This window comes from Aquitalea sp. FG25 (assembly GCF_057809375.1).
On sequence record NZ_JBMDJV010000014.1, the window covers coordinates 20,397 to 41,836 of the forward strand.

18 protein-coding genes are annotated in these 21,440 nt (G+C 60.1%); 15 read left to right on the forward strand and 3 right to left on the reverse strand.

What is annotated here, in order from left to right; all coding sequences use genetic code 11:
• The first annotated feature begins 39 nt into the window (after window positions 1–39).
• From ACODR9_RS13535 to fliJ, 14 genes are all read left to right on the forward strand, one after another.
• The gene (locus ACODR9_RS13535; protein ID WP_488809893.1) at window positions 40–963 is read left to right on the forward strand and encodes a LysR family transcriptional regulator; all 924 of its coding nucleotides are present in this window, start codon (window positions 40–42) and stop codon (window positions 961–963) included.
• 120 nt (window positions 964–1,083) lie between these two features.
• Window positions 1,084–1,692, forward strand: coding sequence for a hypothetical protein (locus tag ACODR9_RS13540; RefSeq protein ID WP_488809894.1), 609 nt, complete (start codon window positions 1,084–1,086; stop codon window positions 1,690–1,692).
• 290 nt (window positions 1,693–1,982) lie between these two features.
• Complete coding sequence (locus ACODR9_RS13545) at window positions 1,983–6,161, forward strand: sensor domain-containing protein (protein ID WP_488809895.1); 4,179 nt, start codon at window positions 1,983–1,985, stop codon at window positions 6,159–6,161.
• Window positions 6,162–6,184: 23 nt separating this feature from the next.
• Window positions 6,185–6,961 carry a substrate-binding periplasmic protein gene (locus tag ACODR9_RS13550; protein ID WP_488809896.1) on the forward strand — a complete coding sequence of 259 codons (777 nt, stop codon included), beginning with the start codon at window positions 6,185–6,187 and terminating at the stop codon, window positions 6,959–6,961.
• 92 nt (window positions 6,962–7,053) lie between these two features.
• Window positions 7,054–8,043, forward strand: a complete 990-nt coding sequence (gene rlmF, locus ACODR9_RS13555) for a 23S rRNA (adenine(1618)-N(6))-methyltransferase RlmF (RefSeq protein WP_488809897.1) — start codon at window positions 7,054–7,056, stop codon at window positions 8,041–8,043.
• A 107-nt stretch (window positions 8,044–8,150) separates the two neighbouring features.
• Window positions 8,151–8,648: a low molecular weight protein-tyrosine-phosphatase gene (locus ACODR9_RS13560; protein ID WP_488809898.1), complete on the forward strand. Its 498-nt coding sequence runs from the start codon at window positions 8,151–8,153 to the stop codon at window positions 8,646–8,648.
• An 82-nt stretch (window positions 8,649–8,730) separates the two neighbouring features.
• Window positions 8,731–9,420 carry a chemotaxis protein CheB gene (locus ACODR9_RS13565; protein ID WP_488809899.1) on the forward strand — a complete coding sequence of 230 codons (690 nt, stop codon included), beginning with the start codon at window positions 8,731–8,733 and terminating at the stop codon, window positions 9,418–9,420.
• Window positions 9,421–9,429: 9 nt separating this feature from the next.
• Window positions 9,430–10,803, forward strand: coding sequence for a sigma-54-dependent transcriptional regulator (locus ACODR9_RS13570; protein ID WP_488809900.1), 1,374 nt, complete (start codon window positions 9,430–9,432; stop codon window positions 10,801–10,803).
• Window positions 10,804–10,805: 2 nt separating this feature from the next.
• Window positions 10,806–11,126, forward strand: a complete 321-nt coding sequence (gene fliE / locus ACODR9_RS13575; protein ID WP_089085233.1) for a flagellar hook-basal body complex protein FliE — start codon at window positions 10,806–10,808, stop codon at window positions 11,124–11,126.
• Window positions 11,127–11,188: 62 nt separating this feature from the next.
• On the forward strand, window positions 11,189–12,946 hold the full coding sequence (fliF, locus tag ACODR9_RS13580) for a flagellar basal-body MS-ring/collar protein FliF (RefSeq protein WP_488809902.1): 1,758 nt from the start codon (window positions 11,189–11,191) through the stop codon (window positions 12,944–12,946).
• Entirely contained in the window at window positions 12,939–13,937 is a 999-nt protein-coding gene (fliG, locus tag ACODR9_RS13585) for a flagellar motor switch protein FliG (protein ID WP_059286226.1), read from the forward strand. The genes fliF and fliG overlap by 8 nt, the downstream gene beginning before the upstream one ends.
• Entirely contained in the window at window positions 13,927–14,730 is an 804-nt protein-coding gene (locus ACODR9_RS13590) for a FliH/SctL family protein (protein WP_488809903.1), read from the forward strand. Before fliG ends, ACODR9_RS13590 begins: the two co-directional genes overlap by 11 nt.
• Window positions 14,714–16,105, forward strand: a complete 1,392-nt coding sequence (fliI, locus tag ACODR9_RS13595; RefSeq protein WP_488809904.1) for a flagellar protein export ATPase FliI — start codon at window positions 14,714–14,716, stop codon at window positions 16,103–16,105. The genes ACODR9_RS13590 and fliI overlap by 17 nt, the downstream gene beginning before the upstream one ends.
• 12 nt (window positions 16,106–16,117) lie before the next feature.
• On the forward strand, window positions 16,118–16,567 hold the full coding sequence (fliJ, locus tag ACODR9_RS13600) for a flagellar export protein FliJ (RefSeq protein WP_488809905.1): 450 nt from the start codon (window positions 16,118–16,120) through the stop codon (window positions 16,565–16,567).
• Window positions 16,568–16,592: 25 nt separating this feature from the next.
• On the opposite strand, the gene ACODR9_RS13605 is transcribed toward fliJ, so the two are convergent.
• From ACODR9_RS13605 to ACODR9_RS13615, 3 genes are read right to left on the reverse strand one after another with little or no spacing between them, the layout of a single operon-like run.
• The gene (locus tag ACODR9_RS13605) at window positions 16,593–17,633 is read right to left on the reverse strand and encodes an ABC transporter ATP-binding protein (RefSeq protein ID WP_488809906.1); all 1,041 of its coding nucleotides are present in this window, start codon (window positions 17,631–17,633) and stop codon (window positions 16,593–16,595) included.
• Window positions 17,630–19,237 (reverse strand): ABC transporter permease, encoded by a 1,608-nt coding sequence (locus tag ACODR9_RS13610; protein ID WP_488809907.1) that lies wholly within the window; start codon window positions 19,235–19,237, stop codon window positions 17,630–17,632. Before ACODR9_RS13610 ends, ACODR9_RS13605 begins: the two co-directional genes overlap by 4 nt.
• 4 nt (window positions 19,238–19,241) lie before the next feature.
• Window positions 19,242–20,255, reverse strand: coding sequence for an iron ABC transporter substrate-binding protein (locus tag ACODR9_RS13615; protein WP_488809908.1), 1,014 nt, complete (start codon window positions 20,253–20,255; stop codon window positions 19,242–19,244).
• A gap of 208 nt (window positions 20,256–20,463) precedes the next feature.
• On the opposite strand from ACODR9_RS13615, the gene ACODR9_RS13620 reads away from it, so the two are divergent.
• Complete coding sequence (locus tag ACODR9_RS13620) at window positions 20,464–21,417, forward strand: flagellar hook-length control protein FliK (protein ID WP_488809909.1); 954 nt, start codon at window positions 20,464–20,466, stop codon at window positions 21,415–21,417.
• Window positions 21,418–21,440: the final 23 nt, after the last annotated feature.

Genomic DNA, 21,440 nt, shown 5'->3' on the forward strand with positions numbered 1-21,440 from the left:
TACAAATTGATTTATCAGATCAATACATGATTAATTTTTATGAATATCAGTTTGCGTCAATTGCAGGTGTTCCGGGCTGTTGCCCGTCTGCGCAGTTTCAGCCGTGCTGGTGATGAAATTGGCCTGACTCAGCCAGCGGTCAGCCGCTGCATCCGCGAGCTGGAATCGGAGCTGGGCATGCGCCTGCTGGACCGCACCACGCGCGAAGTAGCGCTCACCGCTGCCGGTCTGCGCTTTGCCGGTCAACTGGCCCGTCTGTTGGACGAACTGCAATTACTGCTGGAGGAGGCGCGCAAAGAGGGTGAGCAAGCCCATGGCACCGTGCATATCGCCAGCAGTCCCACCTTGTCGGCCAGCCTGCTGCCGGCCTTGCTGGCGCAATGCGCGCAGCAGTTTCCGCATATCCGTCCGGTATTGCACGACCAGGTGCAGCGCTTGAATGTGGACAGCGTGCGCAGCGGCGAGGTGGATTTTGGCATCGTGGTGGAACCTGGCGAGATGGATGATCTGGAGTGTCTGCCCTTGCTGGATGACGGCTTCTGGCTGATCTGTCGCGACGATCATCAACTGGCGGCACTACCGGCAGTGTCATGGCAGCAACTGGAAGGCCTGCCGCTGGTGTTGCTGGACTACAGCTCCGGCAGTCGCCCCATCATCGACCGCATTTTGGCCGCGCAGGGCGTACGCTGCCCGGTGGCGCAGCAGCTGGGCCACTCCAGCTCAGTCTTCCAGATGGTGCAGGCCGGCATCGGCATCAGCGTATCACCGGGATTGGCGCTGCCGCTGCCAGCTGGCAGCCGGCTGACGGTAAGGCCGCTGCTGCCGGAACAGCGCCGCAACATCATGCTGATCCGCCGCCGTCAGCGTTCGCTGTCACCGGTGGCGGAACGACTGTGGCAACTGGCGCTGCAGCTGGGGCCGCAATTGCAGGCCATTGCCAGCAAGCATGGTGCCGCCCGTTAAGGTTTGTTTGCATGGCTAGAGTGATTGCGCCAAGCGGCAGCAGGGGTTTTCTGCTAGCCTGCCGGCATTTGCCGCCCGTCATGGGCTGGTGCTGATTTCGCTTTTTTCCGGACATTACAGATGAACAAGATTCTGCGCCCGTTAACGCTGTTGCTAGGGCTGCTGCTGACCGGCAACAGCAATGCTGACGAAACCATCGTGCTGTTCCGCCATGCCGAAAAACCGGCAGCCGGTTTGGGGCAGCTCAGCTGTCAGGGCCTGAACCGTGCGCTGGCCCTGCCTGCGGTGTTGCAGCGCAAGTTTGCTCGCCCGGCTGCACTGTTTGCGCCCAACCCTGGCGTACGCAAGAAAGACGGCGGCATCGCATACAACTATATCCGTCCGCTGGCTACCATCGAACCCACCGCCATCGGCCTTGGCATGCCGGTGAATGTCGATTTCGGGCTGGATGATCTGGATGCGCTGCAGGCTGCCATCACACAGCCGGTTTATCAGGATGCAACCGTGTTCGTGTCCTGGGAGCACCGTCTGGTGGCAAAGCTGGCCGGGCAACTGCTGGGTGCTTATGGCGCCGACCCGGCTCAGGTACCAGCATGGCATTACAGTGATTTCGACAGCCTGTATGTCATTACCCTGCATCGGCAAGACGGGCAGACCAAGGCCAGCTTCCACGTGGCGCAGCAAGGGCTGAATCAGCAGCCCACCCGCTGTCCGGGTACGGAAAACTAGGTAACAAAGGCTGTTTCAGCCCGCATGGTGAGAAATCACCATGGCGTGCGGACGGTATCGCGGGCTGTGACAAGGCCGGGCCTGGTTTACGGTGATGTTGATTCCGCTTGTTTCAGGCCATGGAAGCCTTGGTAGTTTTCTGTTATCTACTACCGTTGAATAATATTCAGTTTGAGTTTGACGCTATATCTTGTTGTATTCACGTTTTTTCTGCCAGCTGATTTCCGCCTGAAAATGGCTGTCTCGGCTTTTTCTTACCGTATCTTCCGTGAGGCAAGGCTGCCGCAGGTATGGTCGCTCCCGCTCGAACCCGCTTCATCCGGCTGGTGGTCGTCGCTTATTGCGTACTGGCCCTGCTGTGGATCCTGTTGTCGGACAGCTTGCTTTCCTTGCTGGCCGATGCCGACACCATGCTGCAGTTGTCAACCTGGAAAGGCGTCGTCTTTGTCCTGATGACGGCGGTGATGCTGTATTTTTCACTGCGCGCGGTGCCCGCTGCCGAACACAACCCTGCTGCCGGTCTGCTGGAAAGCTGGTCGGAGCGCATGTCGCGCGGCCGCACTCCAGCCTGGCTGGCCTATCTGTTTTCCTTCCTTGCTACCGTGGCTGTGCTGGGGCTGCGGCATCTGTTACCGATGAGCGTGTATGAGCGGCCCATGCTCATCATGTTCATGTTTCCCATCATTCTGAGTGCCTTGCTAGGTGGGATCGGCCCCGGCTTGCTGGCAACGGTGCTGACGGTGGTCGGCATCGACCTGCTGGCCTCCCCGCATTTTCACAGCGCGGCCGCCGAGCCGATCTTCGCCTTGCAGTGGGGGTTTCTTGGCCTGTGCGGGTTTACCGTCAGCTTGTTCAGCGGTTTGCTGCGCGGTGTGTCCGAGCGCAACGAGACACACCGCAGCCTGCTGGATGCGGTTGTCAGCGGCACGTCCGATGCTGTTTTCGTCAAGGACCGGCAGGGCCGCTACCTGATGGTGAACGAGGCCGCAGCCCGCTTTGTCGGGCGCGCCGCCGCCGACATCATCGGCCAGGATGATCGCGCCTTGTTTGATGCCGAGTCTGCTGCGGCACTGATGGCGGGAGACGATGCCATCATGAAGGCTGGCAAGCTGCATGCCGCCGAGGAGTATGTGCGCTTGCAAGATGGGGCGGAAATGGTGTTCCAGGTCAGCAAGGGGCCGGTATTTGGCATGGACGGGGAGGTCGTCGGCCTGTTTGGCATCTCGCGGGACATCACCCGGCAACAGCAGGATCAGCAGCGAGTGCAACAAAGCACAGCCGATTTGCACGCAGCACAGCGCATGGCCGGTATCGGCAACTGGAGTTGGGATGTTGTACACGACCGGCACGAGTGGTCGAGCGAGATCTATCGCATTTATGGCCGTGCGGCGGATTTGCCGCCAGCAGTGTATCCCGAAGTGTCCAGCTATTTTACGCCGGAAAGCTGGACCAGCCTGTCGGCACTGGTGGAGCAGTGCCTGCAGGATGGCAAGTCTTACCAGTGCGATGCCGAGGTGATCCGCCCGGATGGCGAGCGCCGCTGGATTACGGCCCGTGGCGAGGCCTTGTGCGATGCCGAAGGCCGGGTGCTGCGTTTGCAAGGCACGGTGCAGGACATCAGCGAACGCATGCGGCTGACCATGCAGATACGCAGCAGCGAGCGCCGCTTGCAGCAAGTGGTGGAAGCCACCAGTGATGGTTTTTGGGACTGGGATCTGCGTACTGGCTATGTATATCGCTCGGCACGTTATTACACCCTTACCGGCTACCGGCCGGAAGACGACACCCACGATGTCCAGTTTTTCCGCCAACTGGTGCTCAGTGATGATGTGGCTATCTGGCAGCAGGCGCTGAATGCCCACCTGCGCGGAGAGACCACCCAGATGGAGTTTGATGTCCGGCTGATTACCCGCAGTGGCGAACTGCGCTGGATCCGGGTGCGGGGCAGGGCGGTGGAGCGCGGTGCCAGCGGCGAAGTGCTACGCCTGGTTGGCACTCTGTCGGATATTACCGAGCGGCGCCGGCTGGATGAAGATCTCCACCTGGTACTGAATGAAGCCGGCGATGCAATCTGGATTGCCGATGAAAACGGTCGCTACCTGTTTGCCAACCCTTCAGCCTGCCGCATGACAGGCCACAGCCAGAGCCAGTTGCTGCAAATGCATATCGTCGACCTGTTGGCACCATCCAGCCTAGTTGTATTGCCAAGCCACCTGCGCGCACTGGAGGAGCAGCGCTTCATTCGTAGTGAATGGGAACTGAATCGGGTGGATGGCAGCGCTGTGGTGGCGGAACTCACCACCGTACGCATGCAGGATGGCCGCTACATGGCATTTGGCCGCGACCTGACGGAGAAAAAGGCAGCGGAGCGTACCTTGCAGTCGCGCGAACAGCAATTGGCACGGGTTATTGAGGGGTCCGACCAAGGCTATTGGGACTGGAATGTCCAGACCGACGATTTCCAGGTCAGCCAGCGCTGGAAAGCCATGCTGGGCTATGCGCCCGATGCCGTGGACGTCACGCGGCAGATGTGGCTGTCCCATATCCATCCCGAAGACCTGCCGCTGGTGGAAGACACCATGCAACGCCATCTGGATGGCCTGACACCGGCTTATGAAATGGAAATGCGCTGCAAGAGCCTGTGTGGCGGATGGCGCTGGATACTGTCGCGCGGCAGGGTGGTGGAACGGGATGCGCATGGCCAGCCGCTGATGATGTCCGGCACGCATACCGACATTACCGAACACAAGATCCACGCGCTGGCACAAAAAGAAGCAGCCATCGTGTTCGATAGCAGCTACGAAGGCATTATGGTGGTATCGCCAGCCCGGCGCATCACCAAGGTCAATACCGCCTTTACCCGCATTACCGGCTTTACCGAGGACGAAGCCCTGGGTCAGTCTCCCGGCATGCTGTCATCCGGTCAGCATGGCCCCGGTTTCTATCAGGAAATGTGGTCCATGGTGCGCCAGCACGACTTCTGGCGTGGCGAAATATGGAACCGGCGCAAGAATGGTGATCTTTACGCCGAACTGCTATCCATCTCGGTGGTGCGTGACCAGTTTGGCCAGATCCAGCACTACATCGGGATATTCTCCGACATCACCCAGCTCAAGGCGCATGAGGCCGAGCTGAACCGTATTGCCAATTACGACCCACTTACCGGGGTACCCAACCGGCGCTTGCTGTCCGACCGGCTGGAGCAAGCCCTCTCCCGCAGCCATCGCAAAGGGCAAAGCTGCGCCGTATGCTTTCTCGACCTGGACGGGTTCAAGACCGTTAACGACCTGTATGGGCACGAAGCCGGCGATCAGCTGCTGATTGCCGTTACCGAACGGCTCAAAGGGGTGCTGCGGGCGGATGACACCCTGGCACGGCTGGGCGGCGATGAGTTTGTGCTGCTGCTGTCTGATCTGGATGGCAGCGACGAATGCATTCCCATCCTGGACCGGGTACTCAGTGCCGTCAGCCAGGAAGTCATTATCGACAAGGCCTGTATCAGTACCAGTGCCAGCGTCGGTGTCACCCTGTATCCGCAGGATGATGCCGACGCCGACACGCTGCTGCGCCATGCCGACCAAGCCATGTACCAGGCCAAGGAGGCCGGTAAAAACCGCTATCAATTGTTTGACCCGGAAAGCGACCGCAAGGCGCAGCTGCACCGGCGCACGCTGGAAGCGCTGGGCCGGGCTCTGCAGCAACAGCAATTCCTGTTGTACTACCAGCCCAAGGTGGATCTGACCGATGGCCGGGTGATTGGTGTGGAAGCCCTTATTCGCTGGCAACATCCGGAGCGCGGCCTGCTGGCCCCGGCCGATTTCCTGCCCGCCCTGCAAAACAGTGCGCTGGAAGTAACATTCGGCCTTTGGGTGCTGGAGGAAGGCATGGCGCAGGCAGCGCGCTGGCAGGAAGACGGCATGGCAATGGCCATCAGCGTCAATATCAGCGCCAATTACCTGTTGCACCCGGATTTCTACAGTGATCTGCAGCAGCTGATGCAGCGCCATCCTGCCGTCAATCCGGCCCAGCTGGAGCTGGAAGTACTGGAGTCCGCCGCGCTGGACGACATGGAAGAGGCCTTGCGCGTGATGCAGCAATGCCGGGCGCTGGGCGTGCACTTTGCGCTGGATGATTTTGGTACCGGTTACTCTTCGCTCACCTATCTGCGCAAGCTGCCGCTGGACACGCTGAAAATCGACCAGAGCTTCGTGCTGGGAATGCTGGACGATGCCGATGACCTGGGCATCGTGGCCAGCGTCATCCAACTGGCAACCGTATTCAAGCGGCAGGTTATTGCCGAAGGGGTGGAAACCCTGGAACATGGGGCCGCCCTGCGGCAAATGGGTTGCAGTCAGGTACAGGGCTATGGCATTGCAGCGCCGATGCCGGCAGCAGCACTGTCCGCTTGGATAAGCCAATGGCAGCAGCAAGGGGTATGGCAACAACTGGGTGATGGGCCATCCATCTGATCATGGTGGCAAAGGCAGGAAAAATGATAACAAGACGGACCCTTTTTCTGGGCATCTGCGGTCTGCTGGGCAGCCTGCCGGCACTGGCCGTAACCGGAAGTGGCGGCAAGGCCGTGGTTTTGCAGATCGGCTTTGGCAGCAATAAGCCACCTTATGTGTTTGAGTCCGAGCGGCGCGGGCTGGAGGTTGACATCATCGTGGCGGCCGCGCGGCGTGTCGGCATGGAAGTCCAACCCTTCTTCGCGCCGATGGAGCGTCTGCAGAGCATGCTGCAGCAGGGCCGACTGGACGGCATTGCCACTACCAACCCCTACAGCCAGCTAAAGGCCTATTTTTCCCAGCCCTATCTGGAATATCACAATGTGGCGGTGGCCCTGACACAGCGCAAGCTGGTGCTGAACGATATCAGCGATCTGTCACGCTATTCGGTCAGTGCATTCCAGCGTGCCCGGCAGTTGCTGGGACCGCAGTTTGAAGCCATGGCCAATGCCAATTTGCGCTATCGCGAAGAGGGTGACCAGCAGGTGCGCAATCTGCTGCTTTATGCTGGCCGGGTTGATGTGATTGTTGGCGACTGGCGCATCATCAGCTATTTCAACCAGCAATTGCCGGCAGAACTGGTGGCCCGCCAGCCGGTCACGGTATACCGCCTGTTTCCGGTTACCCCTTACCAGATGGCATTCCGTTATCAGTGGCAGCGGGATAATTTTGATCGTGGACTGGAGCTGCTGCGCAAGAGCGGTGGCTATCATGAAATCGAATCCCGTTACGAAAATACCCCGGCACCCCCCCGTCCCTGAAACCATGCCAGGGAAGGCATGGGCCGGACAGCATGGCGGAATGCTGGCACAATGCCGGCTTTTCGCCGTTTCCCCGCCGTCAAGGAGCCCGCATGCAAGCCAAGCCGCATGCACACGCCAAGCCCGCCGCCGCCCGCTTGCATCCGCGTAACCGTCATCAGGGTCAGTATGACTTTGCGGCACTGATTGCTGCCTGCCCGGCACTTAAGCCCCATGTCAAACCCAATGCCCAAGGCCAGCCCAGCATCGACTTTGCCCGACCGCTGGCGGTGAAACTGCTTAACCAGGCGCTGCTGGCGCAGCTATACGGTATTCAGGCCTGGGATATTCCACCCGGCTATCTGTGCCCGCCCATCCCCGGGCGTGCCGATTACATCCACTGCATTGCCGATCTGCTGGCTGCTTGCCAGCAAGGACAGCTGCCACAAGGCTCGGCCATCCGCCTGCTGGACATCGGTACCGGGGCCAACCTGGTATATCCACTGCTGGCGCATGCCGAGTATGGCTGGGACTGTATCGGCACCGACGTCGATAAACCGGCGCTAGCCAATGCCCAGACCATTCTGCAGGCCAACCCGCGCTTTGCCGCACATGTGGAATTACGCCATCAGCCCCGCAAGGATGCCATGTTTGCTGGCATCATCCGCCCCGGCGAGCGTTTTGATGTCACGGTATGCAACCCGCCATTTCACGCCTCGCGCGCAGATGCGGCAGCGGGTAGCCAGCGCAAATGGCGCAATCTGGGCAAGCAGGCAGGCCATGGCAGTCCGGTGCTGAACTTTGGCGGTCAGCAGCAGGAATTGTGCTATCCGGGTGGCGAGCGTGCTTTTGTTGCCGCGATGATTGTCCAAAGCGCGCGTTTTGCCCGGCAGTGCTGCTGGTTTACCAGCCTGCTATCCAGTGCCGACAGCCTGCCCGCCCTGCAGCATGCCTTGCGTGAGGCCGGAGTACGGCAGAGCCGGGTAGTGCAAATGGCCCAGGGGCAAAAGCGCAGCCGCGTGCTGGCCTGGAGTTTTCTGGATGAAGTCAGTCAGCAGGCGTGGGCCGCCCGGTACTGGTCGGCGGGAGTCAGCCGCGACTAGCAGGGTGCCAGATGTGGCTGATTGGTTTATGTTGAAAGCCAGACTGGTGTAGCTTGAAACAATAGTGGCCATCCACTGCGGAGGTCGCAAGGCGAGAGCGGGAAGACATGAACAAGCAATTTGCAATCCTGATGGTCTGCATGGGAAACATCTGCCGCTCCCCCACGGCTGAAGGCGTGCTGCGCACCCGTCTGCAGCAGGCCGGGCTGGATGGGCTGGTCAGCGTGGATTCGGCTGGCACGCATGCCTATCATCTGGGAGAAGCACCCGATCCGCGCAGTTGCCGCGCCGCTGGCCAACGTGGCTATGACCTCTCGCTACAGCGCGCACGTCAGGTCAACGCCGCAGATTTCGAGCGTTTTGACCTGATTTTGGCGGCAGACCGTCATAATATGACCGCCCTGCGGGCCATGCGCCCAGCAGCAAGCCGGGCGCAGCTGGATTACATCCTGGCCCCGCTGGGCAAACAACCGCCACAGGAAGTGCCAGACCCGTATTATGGTGGCCCGCATGGTTTTGATCTGGTGCTGGATCTGATCGAAGCCGCCAGTGATGGCTGGATCAGCCAGCTAAAGCAATGGGGAATCACGCAGCCGGCAGGATGATTGTATTGGCATAATGCCGGTGTGGGCTTAAGCTAGGCACCCGAATACGGCTGCGACTGCAGTAAAGATTGCAAGGAAGCAAATGGGACAGTTTTCGCGGGAATCAATCGTGCCAATGGAAGTGGTGCCAAGTCACAGCGCCGATGTCATTTTGCCGCGCCAGCCTGGCCGCACGCCGCTGGCACGCCAGACTGTCATCGTGGTGGGTTCATCCACCGGCGGAACCGAGGCACTGCGCGTCCTGCTCAGCGCGCTGCCGGCCAACATGCCGCCCATCCTCATTACCCAACACATGCCGGAACTGTTTACCAAGTCCTTTGCTGCCCGTCTGGATTCATTGTGCCAGCTGCATGTCAAGGAGGCGGAGGACGGCGAGCGCCTGCAGCCCGGCACGGTATATATCGCTCCCGGCCATTCACACCTGCTGCTCAAGTCGGCTGCAACCATTGGCTACGCCACGTCACTGCACAGCGGGCCGCCGGTCAACCGGCACCGGCCATCAGTGGATGTGCTGTTCCGTTCTGCAGCTAATCTGGCCGGCAAAAACTGTATCGGTGTCATCCTGACCGGCATGGGGCGCGATGGTGCCCAGGGCATGCTGGAACTCAAAGAGGCCGGTGCCTACAACATTGCCCAGGATGAAGCCAGTTGCGTGGTGTTTGGCATGCCCAAGGAAGCCATTGCCCTGAAAGGCAATCACGAAGTATTGCCCCTGACCTCCATCGCCGGCCGCCTGGTGGCACTGGTGGCCCAACGTCAGCCAACTGTATAAGAAGAACCGATGAAGTTGCCCATTCTTGTCGTCGAAGACGATGCCGATCTGCGTGAAGCTATCGTCGATACCCTCAGCCTGGCCGGTTATCCCACCCTGGAAGCCGGTGATGGCAGTGCCGCTTTGCTGCAGCTGAAGAAAACCCCGGTTGGCCTGATCATCTCCGATGCCCAGATGGCCCCGATGGATGGCTACAGCCTGTTTGAAGAGGTAAAAGTTCGTTATCCCGGCGTGCCTTTCATCCTGATGACTGCTTACGGCATCATCGAGCGCGCCATCGAATTACTGCGGGCCGGAGCCACGCACTACCTGCTCAAACCCTTCGAACCGGCCAGCCTGATTGCCGAAGTGGAAAAGCACATTCTCAAGCTGCCGGACAGCGAACGTGACGAGGCTGTGGCTGAATCGCCGCAAATGCGCCAGTTGCTCGCCCTGGCCAGCCGCGTGGCCGGTAGCGACGCCAGCGTGATGATTACCGGCCCCAGCGGTGCGGGCAAGGAAGTGCTGGCACGTTATATTCACCGTCATTCACGCCGTGCCGAAGGCCCGTTTGTGGCGGTCAACTGTGCTGCCATTCCGGATAATCTGCTGGAATCCACGCTGTTCGGCCACGAAAAAGGCGCATTTACCGGTGCGGCGCAAGCCTTGCCCGGCAAGTTTGAACAGGCACAGGGCGGTACCATCCTGCTGGATGAAGTCACCGAAATGCCCATGTCCTTGCAAGCCAAGTTGTTACGGGTATTGCAGGAGCGAGAAGTGGAGCGCGTGGGCAGTACCCGCACCATCAAGCTGGATATCCGCGTGCTGGCTACTTCCAACCGTGATGTTGCCGGAGAGGTGGACGCCGGCCGCTTCCGCGAAGACTTGTATTTCCGGCTGAATGTTTTCCCGCTGCGCATCCCGGCACTGGCCGAGCGGCGCGAGGATATTCTGCCGCTGGCACGGCTTGTGCTTAAGAAATACGCTGAAGCGGCCGGACGTTCTGGAATGAGCCTCTCCGAAGAGGCAGAACGTCAATTGACGGCCTATAGTTGGGAAGGTAACATCCGCGAATTGGAAAATGTCATGCAGCGGGCGGTGATTCTTGCCGCCGGGTCGGCAATTATTGCCGCCGACCTTTTGCTGGATGATGTTTCCGGTTCGACACCGCTTACCCGGACAGAAACCATAGTCCCGCCTATCATGACGGCAGAGTCCGACATGAAAACGCTGGAAAAACGTCATATTCTGGATACACTGGCAGCAGTGGGAGGCGTCAAGAAACTCGCTGCTGAAAAACTGGGCATCAGTGAACGCACGCTGCGCTATAAATTGCAGCGCTACCGTGAAGAAGATGGCCAGGATGAGGATCCGGATGACCTGGACGTACGCAGTACGGAGTAGCCATGTCGATTAATAATGTAGACCAGATGTTGAGCGAGCTGCGGGCCGCATCGGCCCTGGCTGGCGGAAAGCCCGCCGCGCAGTCGCAGGATGCGTCGCAAGTTGACTTTGCCGATGTTCTCAAATCAACGATTGAGCAGGTGAATTCTGCTCAGCAAACTTCGCAGGAAATGCAGAAGCAGTTCGAGTTGGGAGACGAGGGGGTTAACCTGCAGGACGTGATGGTCTCCTTGCAGAAAGCCAGCCTGTCGTTCCAGACCATGGTCCAGGCGCGCAACAAGCTGGTGTCCGCCTATCAGGAAATCATGAATACCCAGGTATAGCCTGGCCGCCACCATATCCTTATGCTGCCGGCAGTGGCTGTGCCTGAAACTAAAACCACTGTATGGCTGATCTGGCAGAACAAAACGCAACTCCTGTTTGGCGAACCCGGCTCAACGATGCTTCCGAGCGTTTCAAGTCGCTTCCCAACAATAAAAAGATCCTCTTCCTGGTGGCCCTGGCCGCCATTTTCTCTGTCATTGTCGGCGCTGCGGTACTAAATCGGCAGCCCAGCTACAAAATCCTGTTTTCCAATATTGCCGACCGCGATGGCGGTCAGGTAACGGCTGCCTTGCAGCAGATGAACATTCCCTATCAGCTGGGTGATGGCGGTACCGTGTCCGTTCCGGCTGACAAGGTATACGACGCGCGTCTGCGTCTTGCCGCCCAAGGCCTGCCCAAGGCGGGGGGGGTGGGTTTCGAACTGATGGACAACCAGAAGTTCGGTATCAGCCAGTTTGCCGAGCAGGTTAACTATCAGCGGGCTATCGAGGGCGAGCTGGCACGTACCATCGAGGCCATTGGCTCGGTGGAGACAGCCCGCATTCATATTGCCATTCCCAAGCAAAGCGTATTCGTGCGCGACCAGCAACAGCCAACAGCCTCGGTGATGCTGAACCTGTTCCGTGGCCGCACGCTGGATCAGGGCCAGGTGGCCGGTATCGTGCACCTGGTGTCCAGTGCAGTACCCAATCTGTCGGTAAAAAATGTCACGGTGGTGGATCAGGACGGCAATATGCTGTCCAAGCTGTCCGACAAGGACACCGCCGGCATGGATCAGACTCAGCTGGGCTATGTCCGCCAGGTGGAAGATGGCTACGTCAAGCGTATCGAAAGCATTCTGGAGCCCATTTTTGGTCAGGGTAATATCCACGCCCAGGTGACGGCCAATGTGGATTTCTCCGAAGTAGAGCAAACCTCCGAAAGCTATCGCCCCAACTCCACGCCGAATCCGTCCGCCACCCGCAGCCAGCAAATCGTGGAAAAACTGGGTAACGGCGCGGGTGGTGCCAGTGGTGTGCCGGGCGCTTTGTCCAACCAGCCGCCGTCGTCTGCATCGGCCCCCATCACCCTGCCGCCCGGTGCCGCACCTGGCACCGCCACGCTGTCCGGGCAGGCAATGGGGCAATCCGGTGCGCTGGAACGTGACATCACCACCAATTACGAGGTGGACAAGACCATTCAGCACACCAAGATGCCGCAAGGCGTGGTGAAACGCCTGTCTGCTGCCGTGGTGGTGAACTATCGCAAGATGCCGGATAAAAACGGTGAAATGAAACCCACGCCGCTGACGGCCCAGGAAATCCAGCAGATCAACAATCTGGTCAAGGAAACCATGGGTTACAACAATCAGCGTGGAGATACGCTGAATGTGGTGAATGCCGCCTTTGCCGATGCGGCGGTGCCGGTGACCATGCAGGAGAAGGTGACCGATTATCTCACCAACAATGCCTCCAGCCTGATCAAGTACGCCCTGCTGACCATTGCCGTGCTGTATTTGCTGTTTGGGGTGGTGCGGCCTATCGTCAAGGATCTGGTCAAGCCGCAGGATGCCGTCAAGAAAGGCGCGGATGGCAAGCCACTTACCGATGCCGGTGGCCGCCTGCTGGCTGTTGCGGGCGACGAAGAGGGTGGTGCTGTGAGTACTGCCGCTGGTGGCAAGGGTGCTGCGGCTACGCACGCAGATGGCAGCCCGGAAAGTCCCAAGGATGCGCAGATGCGTCAGTACAACCTTAATCTGGAAGCCGCACGTGAGCTGGTGAAGTCTGATCCGCGCATGGCCGCCCAGATCATCAAGGAATGGATAAGCTCCGATGAGTGATAACGGCGTTCACCGCAGTGCGGTCCTGCTGTTCAGCCTGGGGCAGGCCGAAGCGGTGGAAGTGTTCAAGTACCTGGGCCCCAAGGAAGTGCAAAAGATTTCGCTAGCCATGGCGGCCATCAATAATCTGAGCTACGACCAGATTGACGATATCGTCGGCAAATTCCGCGAGGAATGTGCGGCGCGCGCCAGCATCGGTGCGTCCGACGAATACCTGCGCAATGTATTGATCGAAGCGCTGGGGCCGGACAAGGCGGCCAACCTGCTGGACAAGATCATGCAGGGCAACGACCACAGCGGTATCGAAAGCCTGAAGTGGATGGATCCGTCCTCGGCTGCCGACCTGATCCGCCACGAGCACCCGCAGATCATTGCCACCATCCTGGTGCATCTGGAGCCGGACCTGTCCAGCTCCATCCTGGCCTTCTTCCCGGAGCGGCTGCGCAACGAGGTGCTGATCCGTACCGCCACGCTGGAAGGCGTACAGCCGCAGGCGCTGCGCGAACTGAACGATGTGCTGACCCAGCTGTTGTCCGGCTCTGATCGCATCAAGAAGAGTGCTTCTGGCGGCATCAGCCTTACTGCGGAAATCCTCAACTTCATGGGTTCCAATGTGGAAGGCTCGGCGCTCAATTACATCCGTGAATACGACCCGGAACTGGCGCAACGCATTCAGGACAAGATGTTCGTGTTCGAGAACATTCTCGACATCGACGATCGTTCCATCCAGACCATCCTGCGCGAAGTCCAGTCCGACTCGCTGGTGGTGGCGCTCAAGGGCACCAGTGCCGAGCTCAAGGACAAGATTTTCCGCAATATGTCGCAACGCGCAGCCGAAATGCTGCGCGACGATCTGGAATCCAAAGGACCGGTCAAACTGTCCGAAGTGGAAGCCGAGCAGAAGGAAATCCTCAAAGTCGTGCGCAAACTGGCCGACGATGGTCAGATCGTGCTAGGCAGCAAGGGTGGTGACGAAGGCCTTGTCGAATAATCCCATTATTCCGGGCGAGCAACTGGATGGCTGGCAAAGCTGGGTACCGGCCGAGCTAACCCAGAACGACGGCAGTTTCAGCCCAAACCAGCTGGCCGGGCTGGATGCCCTGCGCCGACACCTGGAGCAGGCACCCACGGTGGCGGATGCCGAGCTGGCGGCCTCTGCCGAGGCTGTAGAGGAAACCATCGAACCTGATGGCGAACCGGCCACCGCGTCTGGCTATCCCACCGCTTCCGAGCTGGAAGCCATTCATCAGGAAGCCTGGCAAACCGGCTACGACGAAGGCGTACAGGCAGGCCATGCCGAAGGGCTGGCGCAAGGACTGCAGCAAGGCCACGACCAGGCCGCAGGGCAGTTTGCCCAACTGTGGACACCACTGCAGGAGATGTCAGCCAGCTTTGCCCGCGAACTGGGCCGGGTGGAAGAAGAACTGGCCACCTCCCTGCTGAAGCTCGCGGTGCAGATGGCCGAACGTTTGGCCGGAGAGCACTTGCTACAAAGTGAAAGCGCCATTATTGCCCAGCTGCGCCAAGTACTGAATGAATTACCCTCCACCATGAGCCAGGCACGTTTGCGGGTGAATCCGGCTGATCTGGACGCTGTGCGCCAGTTCCTGCAGCAGGAAACACCGGAAACCCAGTGGCAGTGGATTGAAGACCCGCATATTCAGCGCGGTGGCTGCATCATCGATACTGCTGCCTTGCAGCTGGATCTGCGCCTGTCGGCGCGCCTGGCTGCGCTGCGCGGTGCCATGGGGCTGGAAGCCACATCCGATGACCACACTGATTGATAGACAGCGTCATTTTCTGAGCGACTGTGTCCGCGCCGCACAGGATGCCCCGTTGTGGCAGCCCTGTGGCCGGCTGTTGCGAGTAACCGGCATGGTGATGGAAGCCACCGGCATCAAGCTGCCGGTAGGCAGTGCCTGCCAGGTAGAGCTGGCGGACAGCCATGTGGTGGAGGCCGAGGTGGTGGGTTTTTCCGGCGACAGGGTCTATCTGATGCCCTTGGCCAATGTCCATGGCCTGCTGCCTGGTACGCCGGTACGGCCAATGGCTCCGTCCCATCCGCCGTGTTACGGGCAGAATGTGGTTTCGGCACGGGTTAATGGACCGGCAGGCCGCCAGGTGCCGGTGGGTGAAAGCCTGCTGGGCCGTATTCTCGATTCGCTGGGCCGCCCGCTTGACGGCAAGGGGCCCATACATCCCGAAGCCTATTTCCCCCTGCACAGCCAGCCGATGAACCCGCTGGACCGTTCTCCGGTCAAGCAGGTGCTGGATGTCGGCGTACGCGCCATCAACGGCCTGCTGACGGTAGGGCGAGGCCAGCGTCTTGGCCTGTTTGCCGGTTCCGGCGTCGGCAAGTCGGTACTGCTGGGCATGATGGCGCGCTTCACCCGCGCCGATGTGGTGGTGGTGGGGCTGATTGGCGAGCGGGGTCGCGAGGTCAAGGACTTCATCGAGAACATTCTGGGCGAGGAGGGCATCGCCCGCGCCGTGGTGGTGGCTGCACCGGCCGACATGCCACCCTTGATGCGCTTGCATGGCGCGGCGTATGCCACCGCGCTGGCCGAGTATTTCCGCGCCCAGGGCAAAGACGTGCTGCTGCTGATGGATTCGGTTACCCGTTATGCCATGGCGCAGCGCGAAATCGCCTTGGCCATTGGCGAGCCGCCCGTCACCAAGGGTTATCCGCCCTCGGTATTTGCCCGGCTGCCCCAGTTGATTGAACGTGCCGGCAATGCCGCGCTGGGTGGCGGCTCCATTACCGGCTTCTATACCGTGCTGTCCGAGGGTGATGACCAGCAAGACCCGATTGCCGACTCGGCACGGGCCATTCTGGATGGTCACTTTGTGCTGTCGCGCGAGCTGGCCGAGGCTGGCCACTATCCGGCCATCGACATCGAACAATCCATCAGCCGGGTGATGGTGGACGTGGTGCCGCCCAAGCAGATGGACCAGGCGCGCTACTTCAAGCAGCTGTACTCACGCTACCAGCGCAATCGCGACCTGATCAGCGTGGGTGCTTATGTGCCGGGCTCAGACCCGGTACTGGACGAGGCCATGCGTCGCCAGCTGCAGATGACCAGTTTCCTCACCCAGCCCATGCACGAATCGCAGGACTACACCACCAGCCAGTTACAACTGGAAAGCGTGCTGGCGTAAGGCGCTGAGGCCATGGCACAGAGCAAATACACCTTCCTGATCAAGCTGGCCGAGGACAAGCAGGCTGCGGCAGCCGAGCGCATGCGCCAGGCGCAGGCCAAGGCGCTGGACGCGATGAACCGGCAAGAGCAGCTGGAGAATTTTCGTGGCGAATACCGCGAGCGGCTGACCAATGGCGGCATGAAGGGCATGAGCATTGCCCAGTGGCAGGACTTTCAGAAATTCCTGGGTCGGCTGGACGAAGCCGTGCGCATCCAGCAGGGCGATACCGAATTCGCCAAGCAGCGCTTCATCATGGAACGTCAGGCCTGGCGTAACGAGCATAAAAAGCTCAAGGCCTACGAGAAGCTGCTGGAACGGGAGCTGGAACGCGAGCAGCTGGCACAGGCGCGCCGCGAGCAAAAAGCGACGGATGAATTTGCCACCCGTCGCTTCTGGGACCAAACCCACGGCGACGACTAGTGCACGCGGGCGGAATGAGGCTGGCTCAGGCTGGCAGCAGGTGCGCCCGTCCCTGAATCGCCAGCCCCACGGTACTGCCATGTGCGGGCAAGGCCCAACTGCTGGTGCGTAACTGCAGCACCTTGTCTTCGCCCGGCAATTGCAGGCTCACCAGGCTGTCATGGCCACCAAAATCACATTCTATTACCCGGGCCTGCGCTGTCAGATCAGGACTATTGTCCGGCAGCAGGCTCAGCTGTTCCGGGCGCAGCATGATGCGTCCGTCGCCGCTGAACTGGGCATTGTCGACCGCCACCTGGCCCAGCGCGCAGCTTGCCCTGCCTGCATGGATATGGGCAGGCAGAATCACGGCCTCTCCCAGAAACAATGCCGTGGCCTCATCCACTGGCTGGCTGTACAGCTGCTGCGGGCTACCGGCCTGAATCAGCCGACCCTGACGCATGACCGCCAGTTGGTCGGCAAAGGACAGGGCCTCCGCTTGGTCGTGCGTCACCAGAATAGCCGTGATGCCGGCCTCGCCCAGCAACTGGGCCACCATTTTGCGCATGGCGGCGCGCAGCCCGGTATCCAGTGCCGAAAAAGGCTCATCCAGCAGCATCAGCTGAGGTTGCTGCGCCAGGGCGCGGGCCAGGGCGATGCGTTGTTGCTGGCCGCCGGATAGCTCGTGTGGCCAGCGCGACAGCATGGCGGCATCCAGCGCCACCATTTCCACCAGCTCGGCAATGCGCCGGGTGCGCTCTTGTCCCTTGAGTGTCAGGCCAAAGCCGATATTGTCGGCCACTGTCAGATGGGGAAACAGTGCGCCATCTTGCGCTACGTAACCAATGCCACGCAGGTGCGCAGGCAGGACGCGTCCGTCGGCGGCAAACGTCTTGCCGTTCAGGCTGATGCTGCCCTGGTCGGGATATTCGAAGCCCGCAATCATGCGCAGCAGGGTTGTTTTGCCCGAGCCGGAGGGGCCGACAATGGCCAGGCGGCTGCCTTGCTTGGTCGTCAGCGAAACATCGTCGACCGCGCGGGTTGTGCCAAAGTATTTGCTCAGATGCTGCAGGTGCAGGGATGTCATCGACCGGCACTCCGTTTTGAATGGTAATGAAGCAGCCAGGTTAGCGGCAGCGACAGCAACACCATCAGCAGCGCATACGGCGCAGCCATGATGTAGTCGATTTCGCTGGTCATGGCCCAGAAGCCGGTTGCCAGCGTGCGGGTGCCGTTGGGGGCCAGCAGCAGGGTGGCGGTCAGCTCGTTGCTGATGGCCAGAAACACCATTGCCATGCCGGCTGCTGCACCGGGAGCGGCCAGGCGCAGCGTCACCCGCCACAGTGCCTGGCTGGGAGAGCTGCCCAGGCTGCGGGCGGCATTTTCCAGTTCGGCAGGGGCCTGCGCAATACCGGCGCGCAGGCTGACCAGAGCCCGTGGCAGAAACATGAGCAAATAAGCCAGCAGAATGGTGAACACGGTCTGGTATAGCGGGCGGGCAAAGTTGATGGTGATGGTGACCAGTGCCAGTGCCGTCACAATGCCAGGCAAGGCGCTGGTGATGTAGTTGCAGCCTTCCTGCAGCCTTTGCAGCCTGCTGGGTGCGCGGATGGACAGCCAGGCCAGCGGAATGGCTGCCAGCACGGTCAGTACGGCCCCCAGCGCCCCAAGCAGCATGGTCTGCTGCAATGCCGGCCACAGGCTGTCGTTATCCCATGCGGCGGTGCCGCCTTCCCACAGCCAGTGGCCCAGCGTGATCAGCGGTACGCCCAGCGTCAGGGCTACGCTTAGCAGGCATAGCAGCAGCGCGGGCAGAGTCCAGCGCCATCCCAGTCTTACTGGTGCGCTGCTGCGGGCCGAACCGGCACCCAGTCTTGCATAGCGGGCGTTGCCGCGTGTTCCTGCCTCCAGCCACAGCAGTGCCAGACAGCACAATGCCAGTACGCCGGCCAGCATATTGGCTGCTGGGCCATTAAAACTGGACTGAAACTGATCAAAGATGGCCGTGGTGAAGGTGTCAAAGCGCAGCATGGCGTACAGGCCGTATTCGGCCAGCAAGTGCAGGCTGACCAGCAAGGTTCCACCCCATATTGCCAGCTTCAGCTGCGGCATGGTTACCCGGCGGAACACCGCCCAAGGGCTCAGCCCCAGCGAAGCTGCACTGTCTTCCAGCGCCGGATCCATGCGCCGCAAGGCTGCCGAGGCGGGAAGGTAGATAAACGGGAAATAGGCAATTACCGATAGTAATACCGCCGCACTCAGCCCGTTAAAGGCGGGCAGCAGGCTGATCCAGGCATAGCTGTGGACAAAGGCAGGCACCGCCAGCGGGGCGATGGCCAGCATCGACCAGATGCGACGCCCCGGCAGATTGCTGCGCTCCGTCAGCCAGGCCATGGCGATGCCCACTGCCACGCATAGCGGCACGGTTATCAGCATCAGCAAGCTGGTGTTGAGCAGCAATTCGCCGACACGTGGCCGGAAAACCAGCCGGACCACAGTATCCCAGCCGGTTTGCAGCGACACGGCGATGATGAAGGCCAGTGGCAACAGTGCCAGCAGGGAAACCAGCAGGGAGCTGGCCTGCAGCCAGGCCGGCAACTGCCTGCCCGGCAGGCGCAGGCCAGCGGGCAGGGTAGTATCGCTTGTTGCCGTCAGCTGCCCGTCAGAGACGGGAGAGTGCGATGTGCTCATGGTTTTACAGCAGGCCCGCCTGGGTCATCAGTTCGACGGTCTTGCGGCTGTTCAGGCGGGAGGCGTCAATCTTGGGCGCGTCCAGATTTTTCAGCGGCACCAGCTTGGGGTTGGATTGTGCACCCAGGCCCACGGCGTACTCGAAGGAATTTTCAGTTCTCAGGATGGTTTGCCCACCCTTGCCGGTAATCCACTGCAGGAAGGCCTGGGCTTCTTCCTTGTGCTTGCTCGAAGCCAGCACGCCGCCGCCGGACAAGCTGACAAAGGCACCCGGATCTTGTTGCTTGAAGTAGTGCAGCGCAGTGTTCTTGCTGTTTTCGCCAGTCTTGCTCTGGTCACCAAAGTAGTAATAGTGATAGATCACACCGCCATCGATCTGGCTGGCATTGACCGCCTTCATCACCACGCTGTTGCCCTTGTAAGGCAGTGCATTGATTTTCATCGCCTTCAGCCAGCCCAGGGTGACTGCTTCGCCTTTTTGCTCCAGCAAGGCGCTGACGATGGCCTGGAAGTCGGCTCCGGCAGGTGCAGCGCCCCAGCGGCCTTTCCATTCCGGCTTGGCCAGATCCAGCAGCGACTTGGGTAATTCCTTTGGCGACACGCGGTTCTTGTTGTAGACAAATACCGTGGAGCGGGCGGCAATGCCAACCCACTTACCCTGTGCCGGGCGGTAGGCGTGATCAACCTGCGCCAGGGTGCTTGCCTCCACCGGTGCCAGCAGGTGCGCATTGTCTACCAGCACCATGGCCGGGGAATTCTCGGTGAGGAATACATCTGCAGGCGAGGATGCGCCTTCCTGTACGATCTGGTTGCCCATTTCGCTGTCGCTGCCATTGCGCACGGTAACCTTGATGCCGGTTTCTTTGGTAAAGCCTTCCACCCAGGATTTGGTCAGGCTTTCATGCTGGGCGTTGTAAACCACGATGCCTTCGGCGCTGGGTGCGGCATGGGCAGCGGTAGCGAACAGGGTGGAAACCAGCAGGGCGGTGGTGAGGATGCGTGCGGACGGACGGGACATCTGGTTATGCTCCTTGCAGATATTCAACGGGAACTGCGGTAGTCAGGTGCGTTTGGGCACTGGTTCTGGCAGGAATATTTGCAATTGTAATGTAAAAGATAATGATTCGCATTAATAAAATAAAGCAAATGCGACGGTAACTGGCTGGGGCAGTCTGCTGGCATGCAACTTGCTGCTAAGCCTGCATCTTTCCCCAGGGGTTTCGGCCATGACGATTACCGTAATGCCGGCGAGCAGCGCCAAGACAGCCATGCCGTCAGGACAGGCGGATACCGGTACGCAAGATGCCGGCGGTTTATTTGCCAGTTTATTGGGGGCGCAGATCGGCAGTCTGGGCACAGCCTTGCCAACGCAGGCGGATACCGGTTCCGGTGACGGCAAAGGCAAGCAGGACAAGGATTCCACAGCTGCTGACGATACGGCATCCACCGATAACAGTGCCAATATGCTGCTGGCAGCATTGCCGCTGCTGCAGGCCGGTTTGCAAGTGCAGCCGGTGCAGGACAAGCCCACGGCGACGCCAGTGACAAGCGATGTAGCCAGTGCTGGTATCAAGGACACCGCCATCGATCCTTTGTTGCAAGCTGCCGCGCCGCAGAAGCACTCCGCAGGTTTGCAGGCGCAAGAATTGCCGGGCAAGGATGCCGCTGCACTGCAATTCTTGCCGCCCAATGCTGATCAACTGGCCAATGCCAGTCAGGCAGCCAATCAGGCGGCACAGCAGACCAGTCAGACCAAGACGTTGACTATCTCGCAGCCAATGACTGACCCCAATTGGTCCAAGGCACTGGGTGACCAGGTTATGTCCATGGTCAGCATGAAAATGGACAAGGCCACCATCCAGGTGAATCCGCCGCAACTGGGGCCGGTGGAAGTCACCCTGAAAATGAATGGCAATGATCAAGCACAGGTAATTTTTACCTCGGCAGTGCCGGCAACGCGTGAAATTCTGGAAAACAACATGCCGAAACTCGTTTCCATGATGGCTTCCAGTGGTATAGCGCTTGCCGATGCACAGGTTTCCAGCGGACAATCCGGGAATCGGCAACAGCAATTCAACCAGAACCAGAATGGCCGCCGTCAGAGTGCCGCTGGCAATGACGAAGACGATACGCTGGCTGCCATCAAGTCCGCACGCGGGATACTTAGTATCTTTGCCTGATATTGCTCAAAAGGGGGCTCTGT